Origin of the sequence: Dictyobacter kobayashii (genome assembly GCF_003967555.1) — a bacterium.
Classification (GTDB): domain Bacteria; phylum Chloroflexota; class Ktedonobacteria; order Ktedonobacterales; family Ktedonobacteraceae; genus Dictyobacter; species Dictyobacter kobayashii.
The window spans coordinates 893,863-910,423 of record NZ_BIFS01000001.1 but is presented as its reverse complement, the minus strand read 5'-3'; the positions used below and the strand labels follow the sequence as shown (position 1 = coordinate 910,423).

General features: G+C 49.3%; 13 protein-coding genes. 7 read left to right on the top strand and 6 right to left on the bottom strand.

Annotated elements, in window-relative coordinates; translation table 11 throughout:
* Positions 1–534 precede the first annotated feature (534 nt).
* On the top strand, positions 535–1,539 hold the full coding sequence (locus EL645_RS04005) for a sigma-70 family RNA polymerase sigma factor (protein ID WP_126548828.1): 1,005 nt from the start codon (positions 535–537) through the stop codon (positions 1,537–1,539).
* A 214-nt stretch (positions 1,540–1,753) separates the two neighbouring features.
* Here EL645_RS04005 and prfB read toward each other — a convergent pair.
* From prfB to EL645_RS03975, 6 genes are all read right to left on the bottom strand, one after another.
* Positions 1,754–2,867 (bottom strand): peptide chain release factor 2 gene (gene prfB / locus EL645_RS04000; protein WP_218031719.1). Its coding sequence is split into 2 segments (ribosomal slippage): positions 1,754–2,800 and positions 2,802–2,867, totalling 1,113 coding nucleotides; the frame shifts between segments, so codons are not numbered across the junction.
* A 43-nt stretch (positions 2,868–2,910) separates the two neighbouring features.
* Positions 2,911–4,065: a cytochrome P450 gene (locus tag EL645_RS03995; protein ID WP_126548826.1), complete on the bottom strand. Its 1,155-nt coding sequence runs from the start codon at positions 4,063–4,065 to the stop codon at positions 2,911–2,913.
* 138 nt (positions 4,066–4,203) lie between these two features.
* Positions 4,204–5,364, bottom strand: a complete 1,161-nt coding sequence (locus tag EL645_RS03990; RefSeq protein WP_126548825.1) for a hypothetical protein — start codon at positions 5,362–5,364, stop codon at positions 4,204–4,206.
* A 197-nt stretch (positions 5,365–5,561) separates the two neighbouring features.
* Positions 5,562–6,302: a zinc ribbon domain-containing protein gene (locus EL645_RS03985; protein ID WP_126548824.1), complete on the bottom strand. Its 741-nt coding sequence runs from the start codon at positions 6,300–6,302 to the stop codon at positions 5,562–5,564.
* A 508-nt stretch (positions 6,303–6,810) separates the two neighbouring features.
* Positions 6,811–7,776 carry a ribonuclease HIII gene (rnhC, locus tag EL645_RS03980; RefSeq protein WP_126548823.1) on the bottom strand — a complete coding sequence of 322 codons (966 nt, stop codon included), beginning with the start codon at positions 7,774–7,776 and terminating at the stop codon, positions 6,811–6,813.
* A gap of 57 nt (positions 7,777–7,833) precedes the next feature.
* Complete coding sequence (locus EL645_RS03975; protein WP_126548822.1) at positions 7,834–8,712, bottom strand: alpha/beta hydrolase family protein; 879 nt, start codon at positions 8,710–8,712, stop codon at positions 7,834–7,836.
* 237 nt (positions 8,713–8,949) lie between these two features.
* On the opposite strand from EL645_RS03975, the gene EL645_RS03970 reads away from it, so the two are divergent.
* The 6 genes from EL645_RS03970 to EL645_RS03945 all read left to right on the top strand — a co-directional run bounded on the left by EL645_RS03970 (position 8,950) and on the right by EL645_RS03945 (position 16,535).
* The gene (locus EL645_RS03970; protein ID WP_126548821.1) at positions 8,950–9,927 is read left to right on the top strand and encodes an alpha/beta hydrolase family protein; all 978 of its coding nucleotides are present in this window, start codon (positions 8,950–8,952) and stop codon (positions 9,925–9,927) included.
* Positions 9,928–10,282: 355 nt separating this feature from the next.
* The gene (locus tag EL645_RS03965; RefSeq protein WP_126548820.1) at positions 10,283–12,388 is read left to right on the top strand and encodes an exonuclease domain-containing protein; all 2,106 of its coding nucleotides are present in this window, start codon (positions 10,283–10,285) and stop codon (positions 12,386–12,388) included.
* 153 nt (positions 12,389–12,541) lie between these two features.
* Positions 12,542–13,135, top strand: a complete 594-nt coding sequence (gene dcd / locus EL645_RS03960; protein WP_126548819.1) for a dCTP deaminase — start codon at positions 12,542–12,544, stop codon at positions 13,133–13,135.
* A gap of 38 nt (positions 13,136–13,173) precedes the next feature.
* Entirely contained in the window at positions 13,174–13,809 is a 636-nt protein-coding gene (tmk, locus tag EL645_RS03955; RefSeq protein ID WP_126554012.1) for a dTMP kinase, read from the top strand.
* 140 nt (positions 13,810–13,949) lie between these two features.
* The gene (locus EL645_RS03950; RefSeq protein ID WP_126548818.1) at positions 13,950–15,335 is read left to right on the top strand and encodes an AI-2E family transporter; all 1,386 of its coding nucleotides are present in this window, start codon (positions 13,950–13,952) and stop codon (positions 15,333–15,335) included.
* A gap of 294 nt (positions 15,336–15,629) precedes the next feature.
* Positions 15,630–16,535 (top strand): phosphatase PAP2 family protein, encoded by a 906-nt coding sequence (locus tag EL645_RS03945; RefSeq protein WP_126548817.1) that lies wholly within the window; start codon positions 15,630–15,632, stop codon positions 16,533–16,535.
* Positions 16,536–16,561: the final 26 nt, after the last annotated feature.

Genomic DNA, 16,561 nt, shown 5'->3' with positions numbered 1-16,561 from the left:
AGGTGTAACCCATGCCCTACCTATCATACCATAAGTCCCCTTCTATGTCAGTAGTTAAGTGAAGAATTGTTCATTTTTATAGACAAAAAAGGGGTATTCTTCATCTTTCTTCTGTCAATAGAAGTGGTAGGAAGCATAGTTTTTTGCTTCTTACCTTCAGCATAACAGGTGATACAACTCTAGTCAAGCATACATATTTATCGAATTACTGGTCCATAGAGCAATGTGAAAAATTCCTCAATTCTGGAAATATCTTCATTTTTCTACTTTACTCATTGCTTGCTGACTTGCTTTAATATGCTGTCCTGACAATCTCCATGATGTCGTTTATCTCCACTTTATTGTCTCCTGGTTGATGTGCAAAAAGCTGATTATTCGCTTAGCAGGCACGTTATCGGGTCTTTGGCATGATTATTGCAAAGTGAGAGAAGTGGGAAGATATTCTTTAGATCTCTTCGTTGCCCTCTGTCTATTGTCAGGAAGTGAATTGTGTGTGACCTGGATTTATGTGTGTAGGTAGAAGGAGGATGATGTATGGCGTCCAGAACTGGAAGAACGACCAGTCGTGCTACGACCGCGGTAGCTGAGAAGAATGAGAATGGTAAGTCCGCGCCAGAGCCTCTGCTGTTAGATGAAAAAGATTTTAATGATGATGTTTATAGTGAAGAACTTCCTGAGGAAGAGGAGGAAGAGGATCAACGAGCAATCAGTGATGATGCCGTGAAGCAATATTTAAAGGAAATTGGTTTTTATCCACTTTTATCTTCTGAACAAGAATTGGCATTAGCTGAGCGTGTGGCCCGGGGCGATGCCTATGCGCGCCAGCGTTTAATCGAGGCCAATTTGCGCCTGGTGGTAAGTATTGCCAAGCGCTATGCCAATCAGGGTCTGCCGTTATTAGACTTGATACAAGAAGGCAATATTGGCTTAATGCGTGCCACGCAAAAGTTTGATTACCAGCGTGGTTTTCGTTTTAGCACCTATGCGACCTGGTGGATTCGCCAGGCTATCAGTCGTACGATCGCCGAGCATGCGCGTTGTATTCATATTCCAGTGCACGTAGTAGAGCTTATCTATAAAATCAAGCGCGTAGCGCGCCGGATCTATCAGGAGGAAGGTACAGAGCCCTTGCCTGAGCAGATTGCGTTGGAGGTAGGTTTACCTCGAGAGCGGGTGATTGAATTGCTTAACGCGGCCGATCAACCTGTCTCGCTGGACGCGCCAATGGTCGATGATGAAGAATACCATCTGGCTGATGCGATCGTTGATACTACCCATCAAGAGGCGCCGGTGGATCAAGCTGTTCAGCAGTTATTGCAGCAGCAGATCGAGCAGATTTTGCTGGTCCTTAATCCCCGTGAACGTACGATTATCGAGATGCGCTATGGCCTGAAAGACGGCCACTCCTTGTCCTTAGATGAGGTCAGTACCGTATTTCACCTGACACGTGAGCGCATCCGGCAGATTGAAGTAAAAGCATTGCGTAAAATGCGTTATCCCGAACGCTACGAAGGTATACGCGAGCTCGCTCGGGTCTAAGAATGTATCTTATCCGCATGATCTCTGCGCTCTTCGCACCTGTATTTGAGCGACTTTGGCGCTCAAAATTGTTTTTATAGTGTGGTGTAGAAAATGCGCTTTGCGCATTTTCTACACCACACTATAAAAAAGTGCGGGCGCGCCAGCGCACGTCCGCACAAGGGTGGCATCCTCCCCATGATGATGGGAGTAAGATACATTCTAACAAATTACTTTATTCGCTGGTCGCAACCCCACCTGCTTTATCTTGTAAGTAGGCGTGGATGAAAGGATCAACGTCTCCAGCCAGGTAGCCCTCAGTATTGCCAGTTTCAAAGTTTGTACGATGATCCTTAACAATACTATATGGATGCACGGTCACGGAACGAATCTGGGTACCGAAGTCCGCCTGTACATGTTCGCCCTTTAGCCGCGCCGTCTCTTCCTCACGTTTCTTTAGCTCCAACTCAAAGAGTTTGGCTTTGAGAAGTTTCATCGCAACCTCACGGTTTTGAATCTGTGAGCGCTCATTCTGACATGTGACGACGATACCCGTTGGAATATGGCGCATGCGTACAGCAGAATCTGTCTTATTAACGTGCTGTCCACCGGCCCCGGTTGAGCGATAGGTATCGACTTCAATATCTTCAGGACGAACGTTGATCTCGATGGTGTCCTCAACGTCGGGTATAACCTCTACTTTAGCGAAGGACGTATGACGTCGATGGGCAGCATCGAAAGGTGAGAGGCGGATCAAACGATGGGTGCCAGCCTCTGAACGTAGATATCCATAGGCATAGCGTCCTGTGATCTCGACGGTCGTGCTTTTCAAACCAGCTTCTTCACCTTCGCTATAATCATAGACCTCGGTTTTGAAGCGATGTTGTTCAGCCCAACGTAGGTACATACGCAACAGCATTTCCGCCCAGTCCTGGGCATCGACGCCGCCACTACCAGCATGAATACTCACAATTGCATCGCGCTCATCATGTTCACCACTGAGCATCAAGGCAAACTGGAGTTTCTCAATCTGCTCTTCTATAGGAGGGAGGGATTGGGCGACCTCTGCCTGCATATCTTCATCTGGCTCCTCTTCCAGCAATTGGGCTAATCCAAGCAGGTCTTGCAGTTGTGTCGCGATCCCTTCCCAGGTTGTGACCTCTTCGCGTAAAGCGTTCAGCTGTTGCATCACGGCCTGCGCCTTCCGGTTGTCTGACCAGAAGTCGGGGTCCATACTTTCAGCTTCTAAGGTCTTAATTTGTTCTGCTTTTGTCGCCAGGTCAAAGACGCACCATAGTTTTCTCGACGCGTCCCTGTAGGCGTTCGATTCGATTTGTCAATTCATTCATAGTCGATATTTTAACATGATTTCTATTTGATTGTATATTCTTCTTACGCTGTGGCGGTAAACGTGATTGGAAAGCTGCGTACACCTACAATAAATGGACTCTGGACAGGCTCGACTGGCCGGGTAGGATCGCGCTGTATGTTCTGTATGCGTTGCAAGACTATATTGAGTGCGATCTTTGCTTCCAGGCGGGCCAGGGGAGCACCGAGACAGAAATGGATGCCATAGCCGAAGGTGATATGGCGATTGGGATCACGATGGATGTCGAAGCGTTCTGGCTCCGGAAATTGTTCCTCGTCATAATTGGCTGAGATCGCCATGACGCTGACCGTCTGGTGTTTCTGGATCTGTTTATCGCCCAGCATGAGATCTTCCAGGGCCACCCGATTATCTCCTGCGACTGAGGGGAAGCAGCGTAAAATTTCTTCGACCGCTCCCGGCATAAACTCTGGATGTTGGCGCAACTCCTCAACTACCTCGGGATATTGATCAAAGCAGACGAATGCATTTCCCAGCAGGTTGGCGGTAGTTTCATAGCCAGCGATTAACAAGAGGCGGCAGAACTCTAATAGCTCTTCGTCGCTGAGCTTTTCACCATCTACTTCAGCGCTAAGCAGCCGGCTCATTAAATCCTGTTGGGGCTGACTGCGACGTTCGGCCAGCTTTTGTAAGAAATAAGCCTGGAAGCTCTGCGCATTGGAGACGCGTGTCTCGGGTGTATCATTAGAGCCATTGGCGGCGGTCAGTGAGTCAGACCAGGAGCGAAAGATGGCTTGATCTTCGGCTGGTACACCCAGCAAGCCTGCGATAATTATGATAGGTAATGGATAAGCGAAATCTTGAATGACATCCATCCGACCACGCGGTATTACCTTATCCAACAATTGCTGGACCACGGCGGTGATCTGGGGTGTTAATTGCTCGATCATGCGCGGCGTAAAGACCTGTGACACTATATTGCGTAACTTGCGATGTCGAGGCTCATCCATACCCAGGATGCTGGGTAGATGGGGTTGTCCTGGAAGGATGGCTTCCGAAGAAAATAATTGTGGGTGGCTCAGCACATACATCGCGTCTGCATAGCGAAAGACTGCCCAGCCGCGCATGCGTGGTTCAAAATGTACCGGATCGTTCTGGCGCATCTGGCGAAACATTGCCAATGGGATATGGGCAAAAGCTTTGTATGGTATCTCAGACATTGCAGATTTTCCTTCATTTCACAAATATCCTACACACTTTGGGAAAAGGGCATAGAAGCGCATTTCGCTGTATCACTTCTTAATACGCCTTGTTACTGGTAGGGGTTGTAGTTCAACTGGTGAAGGTAGCGCGAAAATTCAATCCAGGAAAAGGTTGGTCAGGAAGAGCCGCCCCTCTTCGTCAGAGGATTTTGGGTATACGGTGATCAGTAGTAATCCTGGCTGATCAGGGATCAGGTTGGTATAGGTGAGTGTGCCAGCAAAATGGCCTGAGCTATCTGTTTGTAAATTGTTGCCATTCTGCAAAGGAATGCTGGTCAGCGTGTGATTGAAGAGGGTCGCTATCACTTTTTCATGGGTTGGAATGACGTTACCCTGAATTTGGAGCGGCGATGAAAGCGGGGTATTGAATTGCGTCTGATCGAGTGAGATGCCCGGCGACTGAGCATTTGTCACCCACCATAGCCCTTTGCGATCAGTCTGAATCAAGCGATCCAGCGTCACCGCAACCTCAATATGGGTATTCTTTTTTTCCAGCAGTACATGGGCCTCACTCCCATTGTTATCTTTCAGCGTCGCATGAATAGCATTGCCAGACCATTGAAAAAGATCCTGGGCCATCTGTTCAGCCGTTGCCACTGGCTCCGACCACGGGAGTACCTGATTGTTGTTGGCCTCATCTTGCAAAGCCTCGGCCTCACTACGACTTGTGACGGGGTAGAGTCCGGGGAAGGCAACCTGGTGTAGTGAGCCATTTTGCCAGGCATACTCCTGAAAGACGCTCTGCTGCAGCGGTAAGAGCAGGGTGTCACTATCAGCGGGTAGGGTGGTGTCGATCTGGCCTATGCTCAAGCTATTGGCCTGCGTAATATCGACTGTACCTTTGATCAAGCCCTGTTGTTTAAAGATCAGGTTGAGCGTTGGCTTATCCTGCTGACGAATACAGTCATACAGGTAGACATCCAATTTTTGCTGTGAGCCAAGATCTTCAACCTGGATCAGGGCAGAGGGCTGGCCACCCGTTACCGCGTTCACAAATTGGACCGCAGCCATACGCTGTGTTTTAGGTTCTACCGGCACCAATTGTGTATAGTCAGCGTTGTGTATGAGTGAGTTACAGGACTGACCTGAGGCCTGGCTAGGACTGGCAACATGGTGGACCGCAATAAAATGAGCTAGAGCCAGTAATAGCAGTAGAGATAGGATAATTGTCAGTACTCTGGGCCGCCACTTACTCCGGGGACGTATAGGAGGTGGCACTTGAATCCCAGGCAATGGCTCATGCTGTGCCTTAGTCATAGATTATTATCCTTTCTCTTTCCTATTGCTTCTTTTTTTTATTCTACCGGATGCACAGAAATCCGCTATATCAATATTCTTTCTGATCGAAGACACAATGATAGAGAAGAAAGAGGATGGGTGGATACGTGAAAAAAGGAGGCAAACAATGCCTCCTTTTTATCTGCGAAGAAGCTGAAGATTTAGAGACGCAAGAGCTATGGAATAAAGGCTCCCATTGCGGGTATGTGAAGCGTTACAATTGTTAATGCCTGCTTAAAGCTATCGGGTGTGACGGCTTTGTTTCCACCGAAGAGGCCACTTTGTAAGGCAAAGAGCACAACTGCTGTCAGGATGAATATCAGTCCACATAAAACTAATATCAGACCGGTAGTGCGTCCGCGGGCCGCGCGGGCCGCATGTTCATTCTGTTGATATTGATTAGGCACCTGTGGATAGCCCATTGATTGCTGGGGCTGATTGGGATAAGACATTCCGCTGCCATATGCGCCGGCTCCATGGGTCGTAAAATCGGGATACATATTTTGTTGGGTCGGGTAGTTGCCGCCACTTTGAGTCGGGTAGTTGCCGCCGCTTTGGGGCGCATAACCTGCACCAGTTTGAGGTGGATAACCTGGATAGGAATTGCCCATCGGTGGCGATTGTGGCTGGCTGGTTGACTCCATCATACTGGTGGCATCATAGGGCATACGTGTGCCATAGTCATTATTTCCCGGTGCACTGTTGCCCGGACGTAATATTAATGGCTGTCCCCCTCCCGCTTGTGGCTGAGATGGTGTCTGATTCTGTGCCAGCAGAGAGGGGGTCGCTATGGTTGCATCATCAGTATGTAACTCACCACCCATGTCTGCGTTTGCTTCTTCAATTGCTGCCCCACAGCGAGGACAACGTGTACTTCCAGGGGCCAATTGTAGACCACACTGACCACAGAAAATCATATATGCTCCTTTCAAACCCCTGATGCATTGATTGTTGAAATGATCAGTGAGTTGCTGAGAATGTAGAATTAGTGGGGATGTTCCAGGCGGTTACGCAGATTTAAGATAGATAATGGCGAATGAATAATGTATGTTCCTGGTATCCCTTATTAAGTTTTGTTGTTGCGTTTCTTCTGTCATCGCGTTCTATTGGGTTTGCTGCCCAATGTGGTAGATGTTTTCTGTGAGATAGAAACTAACATTCTTGCCTACATTTTCCTCATTATAACCTATGAGGGGTAGTGAAGCAACGAACAGACACATTGGCGGCTGTCAATGTGTCTGTTCGTTGCTGTTGTTTGCTTTGACTACGTGCGCTGACGCGCCAGCATCCTTTTTTATGTTGTTGCAGCAGATGTGCGGAGCACATCTGCTGCAACAACATGGGTATTAATGTTTTGAGAGCCGGTGATGCGCTGTATTCACTTTTCTGTGGGTGGTGATATTTTTGTGCTCCTTTTTGCTTATATTATGGTTGGGGTTGTAGGATGGTGGCGGTTGTTTTGAAGTGGAGTTTGGCGATGCGGCGTAGGGCTGTTTCTCCTTGTTGGGCGACGAGTTGGCGACCGATGGCGACAATTTGGGGGTTGGAGGCTCCTTTGGGTAGGTTTATGTCGATACTCTCTGAGAGTTGGGTGAGTTGGTGGACAAATTCAGCACGGGCTAAGATTGAGGCCGCGGCGACCGCTGTGTCTTCTTCGGCACGATGGCGTTGTTCCAGTGAGAGGGTGCTGCCGGTTTGGTAGAGTGCCTGGCGTACCAGTGCTTCATCTCCAAACTGGTCGACGATGGCATGCCGGGCGGCGGTCTGGTTGGCTACGCTGGTAAGGACTTCCGCATGTGCTCGGGCTAGCAATATATTGAGATTTGAGAGTTGTTGATAAAGTTGATTGTAGGCTTCGGGCAGGTAAGTTAAGATGTGGTAAGGGCACAAGCGTTTGATTTCCTGGGCCATGACTGCCATATTTTTGTCTGTGAGCTTTTTGCTGTCCTTTACCCCTAGTTGTAATAGTTGTGGTTCGCTTTGCTGGTCCACATAGACTGCGGCGATAACTAAGGGTCCATAAAAGTCTCCTTTGCCCGATTCATCTGATCCGATACGGGCCAGCCCCGTGGCCTGTGGTAAAGGTGAACTTTTGATGCTGCTTGGCGTCAGGGTGCCCGTTTGTGCATCAGGCGCGACTATTGAGTTTAATGTACCTTGTGTTTGCCCCGGTTGGTCCCAGACTTTGAGCGCTGTCTGTAGCGCACTGGCCTTGCCCTGCACCAGTGTCTTGCCAGTCGCATATAAAGCGACTGGCACGCTGGATTGACCATCGGTGACTGTGAACTGGTAACCGTAAGCAATGGCTTTTTCGCTGCTTATCGACCAGCCTTGTTGGGCAATGAAGTGCCGAAAACGACGTACAATTTCACTAAGCTTATCCCCTGCCAAGAGCGTCCTCCTGTCGCTAACCTCTTTGTTTGGTAGTCTATATTTAGATAGTGGATCTCATTGTAACAAATGGGTTTGTAGGAATACCAGTGTTGCTTCAATAATCTCTTCAGTACGGGCATCGGCATCGAGGATATCGAAGGCGTGCTGGCCTGTGGGATGATTCATGACTGTCAGGGCTACATTCTGGGTCAGGGCTTCACTGATAAAGCTATCTAGTGCTGCATTTAGTTCGGGATAGTCGAGGCCGGCGCGGGCTATAAAGAGTGGGGCGATATCGCGGGTGCGCCGTTGTAGCAGGTCAGTGGCTGAGAACTCATCAAAATCTTCTTCGCTAAATTCCGGGGCGCTGACGTTTTCTGCATCGTTCGTCGCGCCATAGAGACCTTCATAATAGGCTTTTAGTTCGACGAAGCCATAATAACAAATGATGCAACGGATAAACTTTGGCGCTTCATGCATGGCGACGCGCAGACCAAAGGGAGCACCAGCCGAGCAGGTCCAGATGCCAAGACGGTTAGTGTTGATGTGAAGCCGTTTTTGGTGTTCACGGATGTATGTCACCAGGTCATCTACGTCGTTGGCGACGCCGACCACATTATTAAGTCCTTCGGTGGAGCGATGATTGGCGGTAATCGCGATCAAACCTGAAGCTGCAATCAGCTTGCCCCAGGAAGTGTATTGGCCACTATCCTTAATATTTTTGAGGTAATCGGTTGGCCCATCGCCATGAATAAGTATGACCGCGGGGAGAGTCGCTTGTTTCTGATAATTGGCGGGATAATAGATATCCAGTTTCAACTCGACATCCTCCACCGTCTTATATGTAATGTTGGTATGTACCTCAGTCTGCTCCATATCAGGGATGGTATAAACGACAGGACGAAGCTGTAGCATTTCGGGCCTTTGTTCTTCGGCTGAATACTGTTGAGTCATAGCTCTTCCCTTTCTTTATTTGAACATTTGTCCTATTATTGAGATTGTACCACAAATTTAGCCTGTAGTAGAGGGGCTTCCGGACATGTAATATCACAACCCTCTCTCAATGCTATTATTCTTGTACATACATACAAAAATGACGTGGTTAAGCGACGTTTTGTAGATGGAACGGAAAAAACCATTGCCGGTTATCACTGATCCGTTCCGTGGTGTCTTAAAAAGGAGTTTTTGCCCATGTCTGTATCAGAGAATGAGCTGAACCCGGCCAGTATGCGCCAGGCCTTTCTATCTTGTCTGGGAAATTTGCCTCTACCCTCTCCTTTAGAGGTTATTGTGGAAGAGCAATATGAAGGAGATACCTATATTCGTGAACGGATCAGCTACCAGGCGAGCCCGGGGGTTCGTGTCCCTGCCTATGTGCTGGCTCCCCGCCGTTTGACGAAGCCAACGGCGGCTATAGTGTGTATCCATCAACATAATGGCGAATTTCATATCGGGAAAAGTGAGCCGGTTGGCCTGGCGGGCAATCCTGATGTATTTTATGCGCTTGAGCTTTGTCAGCGTGGCTATATTGTCATAGTTCCAGATCAAGAAGGCTTTGAAGAGCGCCAGGCCTCGACCAGCGACATGGAGATATGGAAACGCACTGTCCCCAGGATGCTGGCTGAAGGAGAATATGAACGTTATTTAGCTATGGGTCATCTATTGCGTGGTAGTAGCTTACAGGCGCGTTATGTCTGGGATCTGGCGCGGACGGTGGATTATCTTTTTACGCGGCCCGACGTGGATACCGAGCATATTGGGGCGCTTGGACATTCTTTGGGAGGCCAGGAGGTCTGCTGGTTACTCTTATTTGATTCACGTGTCAGGGTGGGGGTGTGTTCATGTGGGGTTAGTACCTTTGAGGCTATTATGCGCAATGGTATTAACCACAATTTTGCGGCCTATACGCCAGGTATGCTAGAGGTGGGCGACATGGATAAATTGATTGCCGAGCTAGCGCCAACTCCTCTCTTACTGACAGCAGGAGCACAGGATTGGATCTTTCCTATCGATGGGGTGCGCCAGATTGCACAGGCCGCGCGGCTTGCCTATGAGCAGGCTGCAGCCCCGCGTGCCTTTCGCTACCATGAATTTACAGCTGGCCATAGCTTTCCTTCTGAGGTACGTCAGTTAGCGTATAGCTGGTTAGACCGCTGGCTGCATATTTAAGCTTTTTCCTGTCCTGATGCTCTAAATAGCTATTTAATTTCATACTATTTCTAGAGTATATCTGATCCTTATGATCTATGCGCTCTTCATGCCTGATTTTGAGCGCCAAAGGCGCTCGAGAAGTAATCTTATGTGATGCAAAAAGCGCGCTGGGCGCGCTTTTTGCATCACATAAGATTAAAAAGTGCGGGCGCGCCAGCGCATGTCCGCACGCATAGGGCTACCTAGCACTTGCTCAATGTAAGGGCTGAATAGCCCTGTTGTATCTTTGCTTGCCAAAACTGTTTTGCTCGTGCTATTCTCGTACATATGATCTAGTAGGAATTAACCCATTTGTACGAGGAGGCGTGTTGTCATGGTGCAGGAGGGGGAGAGCGGAACTCCGCAACGGAGTGCCTTGTTACGCCGTGCGTATGAGTTGTTGGAAACGCTTGGGCAACCAACAACCGAGGATTTGTTGATTCAGCAATTGTTTGGAGCACATGGCAATGCCGCGTTTTGGACGGTATTACTGCGTCAGACGCTACGGAGTTCTGAATTATTTGAAGAGCAGGGTGAGCCGGCCGCTGGTGATGAGATTCGCTGGTCTTTGCGTGCCTGGAAGAGCACTCAGCAATCCCTGGAAAATGTTGAGTTTGTGGTAATCGATACGGAAACCACAGGGCTGCGTCCCGGTTCTGATCGAGTGATTGAGGTCGCAGCAGTCCGGGTTGGTAGAGGCCAGATACTGGATTCGTATCACAGTTTGATCAATCCTGGCAGGCGTATTCCCCCTTTTATTGAACGCTTTACTGGTATTACGCAAACTATGGTCAATGAAGCGCCTCTGGCCAGTCAGGTATTGCCTGAGCTACTGGACTTTATTGATGGTGCCCCGCTGGTTGGACACAACCTGGGTTTTGACCTCAATTTTTTAACTTTTGAGGCGCAACTGTTAGGTCTTTCTTTCCCGATCGATGGCTTTGATACTATTCCGCTGGCACGTCGTTTCTTACCAGCTTTGAAACGTTTTAAACTGGATATGGTGGCAGCCCACCTGAATATCGAGACCATTCATCGTCACCGAGCCTTTGGGGATGCCGAAGTGACTGCGGAAGTATTTTTACGTATCCTGGTCCTGGCCCAGAAAGAAGGTATTTCAACCCCAGGCTATCTACGACGGCGTTTGCAATTACCGGTGGCCTGGAGTGGCGATATTGCCCAGGTTAGTATGCAGAAAGACGGCACCCAGTGGCGTGCGGATGGCAGCCTGTCTCCTATCGCGGCCGCCAAAGCCCGGCCTAATGGGGGCCTTTTCCTTAATCCAGCCTGGAAGCGCACCTTTCCCACCAAGCCGGGTGTTTATTTAATGAAGGATGTGCATGGTCAGGTTATCTATGTTGGGAAAGCGAAATGCTTGAAGGACCGTCTCTCATCTTACTATAGCCAGCCGCTTGGTTATACACGCAAGATGGATGGCCTACTACAAAACGTCAAAGAGATTGAGACGCGTGTACTGGGTTCAGAGCTAGAGGCCTTACTGGTTGAGTCGCGCCTGATTAAAGAGCTTCAGCCTGCCTATAATGTGCAGTTGCGAAACTACGAATTGTATCCATTTATAAAAATCGACGTGCAACATACGTTCCCGCGTGTCTATGCTACCCGCGAGGTTGCAGCGGATGGTGCACGCTATTTTGGTCCTTTCCGCAGTCGGCGTATGGTAGATATTACCATTGAATTATTGCAAAAGCTTTTTCCGGTACGTACCTGTACGCGTAGTTTGCCGCCGGCCGCCAAAGTCAGCGATCCGTGTCTACGTTTTCACCTGGGGCGTTGCTCAGCTCCATGTCGCGGAGACGGAGATGCTGAGGCCTATCGACAGGTCGTTGAGCAGGTCTGCGCTTTTCTGGGTGGCGAGCGCGAAGATCTGCTGGAACGCCTGCGCAGGCAAATGTTTGAGGCCGCGCAACAGCTCAACTTTGAACGAGCAGCCTGGCTGCGTGACGCGGTTCGTAGCGCCGACGAAGTTCTGATTGGGCAGCGCTTGATCACAGGAGCGGTCGAGGCTAATAATCTCTTTATTGTCTACCCATCCGCGCAGGAAGGCTGCAACGAAATCTTTTTAATTCGACATGGCCGCCTGATCGAGCAGAGTTGTGTACCTCATGAGCCTAATCAAATGCAGACAGCGCTAAATGCACTGCTTCAGAGAGCCATTGAACTGGGTGAACCGCCCAGCATCGTGGGCAAAGCTGAGGTGGATCAGATTAATATTATCAGTCGCTGGCTTCATCATCACAGCAATGATCGGGCCTTTTTCCCGTTTCAGCACGTTCTGACCAGCAGTGACGAGATGGAGGTCCTGACTCAGCGTATCTGGTCTGACGTTGATCTGGCCCATACATTGCCAGCAGAAAATCAAAGTGAAGAGACAGAATTTCTGGCTGCGGGGACTACTCCATTAGAATATGATGCGCTATAATAAGCGGTACTTATTACGAATGGTTTAAATCTACATCTATCAACAACGGATACCCCTTCTCAAAATCTTCATCCTACAGCCAGCGCGGCAATAGTGATTGGTGTGAGCGATCGGGGATGCGATAGTCAGATTGTCACGAGGAGCTATATTTTCATGTTATTGTCAGATAAACGTATTGTGGAAGAGATGAAAAACGATAACATCGTTATCGAGCCGTTTGATGAGCGTCATCTGGGACCGAACTCTTACGATTGCCGGCTGGGTGAATGGTATTTTCAGGGTGATGCTAACGTTGAAGTGATGCACCTGGACATTCCAGATGAGATTCGTCGCTATTGGGGTGAGCCGCGCCATGCTACCGATGGCAAGATAGCCATTCGACCTGGCACCACTATCCTGGCTCATACCCAGGAGATTATTGGTGGGCATAATGGTTATCTGGCAAAGATGTATTCGCGCAGTACCGTCGCGCGTTCGGGTCTCTCGGTTTGTCGTTGCGCAGGTGTTGGGGATGTTGGCTATATTAGCCGTTGGACGATGGAGATCAGCAATCACACACAGACCACGATCTGGGTACCAGTCGGCTTCCGTATCTGTCAGCTTACCTTTGAGTATGTGGGTGAGACGCTTAAAGAGTATCATGGTAAATATGGTAAGAAAGATCAGCAATGGTCGCCCGAGGATATGTTGCCCAAACCATATTTTGATTGGGACTACGATGTCTATCGCACTGATCGCGTTCGTTAACTCGTATGTAAGAAGTTAAAGGAAGGTAGATTTTGAGCATGGGCCAAGGATACTTTATCTCATTTGAAGGCCTGGATGGTGCCGGTAAAACAACCCAGATCGAACTGCTAGAAGGCTGGCTGGAGCGACAAGGCATTGCTTATGTGCGCACCCGTGAGCCTGGTGGTACCCCGCTGGGAAATGAAATCCGGCGCCTGCTCTTTCACCAACCCGAACTAAACGTCACGCCATTAGCTGAAGCGTTCTTATTTCAAGCTGACCGGGCGCAACATTTTCAAACCCTGGTCCTGCCTGCATTAGCCGCTGGTAAGGTTGTGATCTCAGATCGCTGCTTTGATTCGAGCATTGCCTATCAGGGAGCGGCGCAGGGCCTGGGAACCGACCTGATCGCCCAACTCTCCCAGATTGCTACCCAGGGTCATGCGCCTGATCTAACTATTTTTTTGGATCTTGATCCTGCCCAGGTTCATGCACGTACCAGTGCCTCAGATGGCAGGCGCGAAGAACAAAGTCGTTTTGATAGCGCATCCGAGCAATTCCACCTGCGGTTGCGCCGGGCTTTTCTGCAGTTGGCCCAGGATGCTCCCCAACGCATCAAAATTATCGATGCCTCCCAAACCCCCGACCGCGTCCACCGAACTATCATCGATCTTATTAAATCCCGCCTCATTTAGCTTAATTTAGCTCAACAAAACTGCAGCAATCTTTCTGGCTGGATCGTATTACCCTTAGAGAAACGGTTACAGAAATCCTTGCATGCCAAAGGTATTGACCTTTTCTTTTGAAATTATTCGAGCGAGAAGGATAAAAAAGTATGGGCCAAATAAATTGGCAGCAACGACGGGATGTCCTGATCTGCATTATCTGCATGGGGCTAATCCTCTGGACAGTCTGGAATCTTGTTAATCAATTTATCGACGCAATCTTTCTGTTATTATTGTCGATGGCTGTGGCCTTCTTAATTACGCCGGTGACGAATTTTCTGGAGCGTAGTGGCCTGCCGCGATTGTTTGCTACCATTATCTCTTACGTTTGCGTGCTTCTTTTATTGGGACTCTTTTCTTATATTCTGATAACTTCATTTGTCGGTCAGGTTACCGTATTCTCGGATACCATCGTACGCTTTACCCAGCATATTCCTGATAATTTTAGCGCCCTGCTCAGATTTTTGCGGGTGCAGGCGGGTATTCCCCAGACGCGTATCGATCAGACCCTGGCTCAGCTTAATTCGCAGGTGACTAGCTTCGCCAACGCTGCTGTAACCAATACTATTAATGTGCTTTTTGTCCTGACCAATACCTTCTTGAACTTCTTGATTGTACTGATGGTTAGTTTCTATCTAACTCTGGATGGAAAGCGTATTCGCAATAGTATCATGGGAATCATGCCCAAGCGTTCCTTGCCAACGGCCCAGTTGTTTGAAGATGCATTGACGCGTGTGGTTGGCAACTATATTCGTGGTCAATTGACGTTAGCCCTGATCATTGGTGTTGCTGTCGCCATTGTGTGTTGGGCTACCGGACTGGGCCAATTCGCCGTCATCTTTGGTGTGCTCGGCTTCTTGTTTGAGACGATCCCCATGGTAGGGCCTGGGTTGGCCTCAATTTCACCACTTATCGCCTCACTGCTGCTGCCTGATCCGTTCCCACGCACCCTGTTTGTCTTGATTGCTTTTGTGGTTATTCAGATACTTGAAAGCAATATTCTAGGGCCACGTATTGTGGGCCATGCAGTTGGCTTGCACCCGGTTGTCTCAATTATGTCTCTGGTTGTGTTTGCCCAATTGTTCGGTGCCTCGTATGGAGCCTTTGGGGGAGCCGTTGGCGCTCTGGTCGCTACCCCCATTGTTGCTGCCGCCTGGGTGGTTGTAGCCAGCCTGTATCGTTCGGCACGCGGCGAAACCGCCGATCAGATTCTGGCTCGCAAACGAGCGCCATGGATGCTCAAGCGACCTTCGTCGTCCCCTGGTAGGCCTGGATCACAAAGGAATTCCGGTTCTATCTCGGGCATGTTGCGTAGGCGTACTCCTGTGGCCACTGGCAGCGTCTCGCGTAATAACATCATCTCAGTTTCATCACCCGAGAATGATACCAGATCAGCTAAATCTAATTCTAATAATGAGGATAAGGAGTCGACCCAGGCGCGCCAGGAGAGGTTGGCGCCCGAGCAACCTGTTTCGGCAACGGAAGACAACAAGTAGTCCGTTCCATGCCTTGAGAAGAGGGACCATATTTCTGGTCCCTCTTCTTTTTGTCTATATCCTTTAAGGGGAAAGCCGGGTGCAGGGGCGGCAGCCCCTGACGGAGCGCGAGGTGTCCTCGCCACCCCAACCCCCTCTCTGTCCTTCCGGAGGAAGGGCGGAGAGGCCTCTTCTTTTTGTCTAAAACGCCTAATGCTCTTGCTATTTCTTAACAAAGTAACTACAATCTGCGTAAATAACTTCATGTATAAAAAAATGTGGTACTGAAAAGAATTTGATAGGGAAGTTTAACGAATGCAGACACATATACCTTCACAAAAATATACCTCTGCGCTCCCCTGGTTTATCGCAGCGGTCATCTTAGGTATTGTCTTCTTGATCTATACGGCAGCCAATGCCAGTGGCATCCTGAATCAATCGACCCTGGAGATTGAGCGCTCGCTACTCTGGCGTCCCATTACCCGTGTAGATTGTTCTTTTTTGGAATGGCGTAATCTGGGTGAGGTACCAGCGACGGCTGTGGTGTTATTGATCTTAGGCGGATTATGTATTCTCGCTGGCCATAAGAAACGGATACTGGCCTTTTTCCTCTTACTGCTATGTATATGTGTAGGCTTTGAACTGGGTGGGAAGATGGTGTTCGCTCAGCAGATGCCTCCTTCACTGCGTTCAGGTATGACTGTATTGACCTGTCCGCAGATGGAGGGGCAGCCTGTCTCTGTCCAGCTTTCGGCGGCCCTGGGCCTGCTGGGACAGGTACCCGATCCACCTCGTAAACAGGTAAGCTGGGCTCGTGATGTGGCGCAGATGCCTATCGATCCTCGTATGGGTGATAGCGAGAATGGTTATCCTGGTGGCCACGCGGCCCGCTGGTGCCTGGCTGGCTTGATTATGGCCTGGATGAGTGCCCGTTATCTACGCCCGCGTTTTCTGGGTAGATTCCTGGCGGTACTTATCAGCATCGGCTCCTTAGTGGGTGGTTTTATGCAGTTCTATATTGGCGTGCATTTCATTACCGATACGATTGCAGGCTATCTGCTGGGTATCGCCCTGGGTTGCTGCGGTATTGGTTTTATGCTTCTGACTGAAAAGGAGCGCGCGCCGAAAATTGCTACCGATACCCAGGGATATTATCCAGGCGGGGATGCAACGATTGGCTTGCCACGAAAAGAGCAGAGTTTTTCGAAACCTTTGCGTTAGTTAGATCTGCCAGCAGGCCAGGCGAG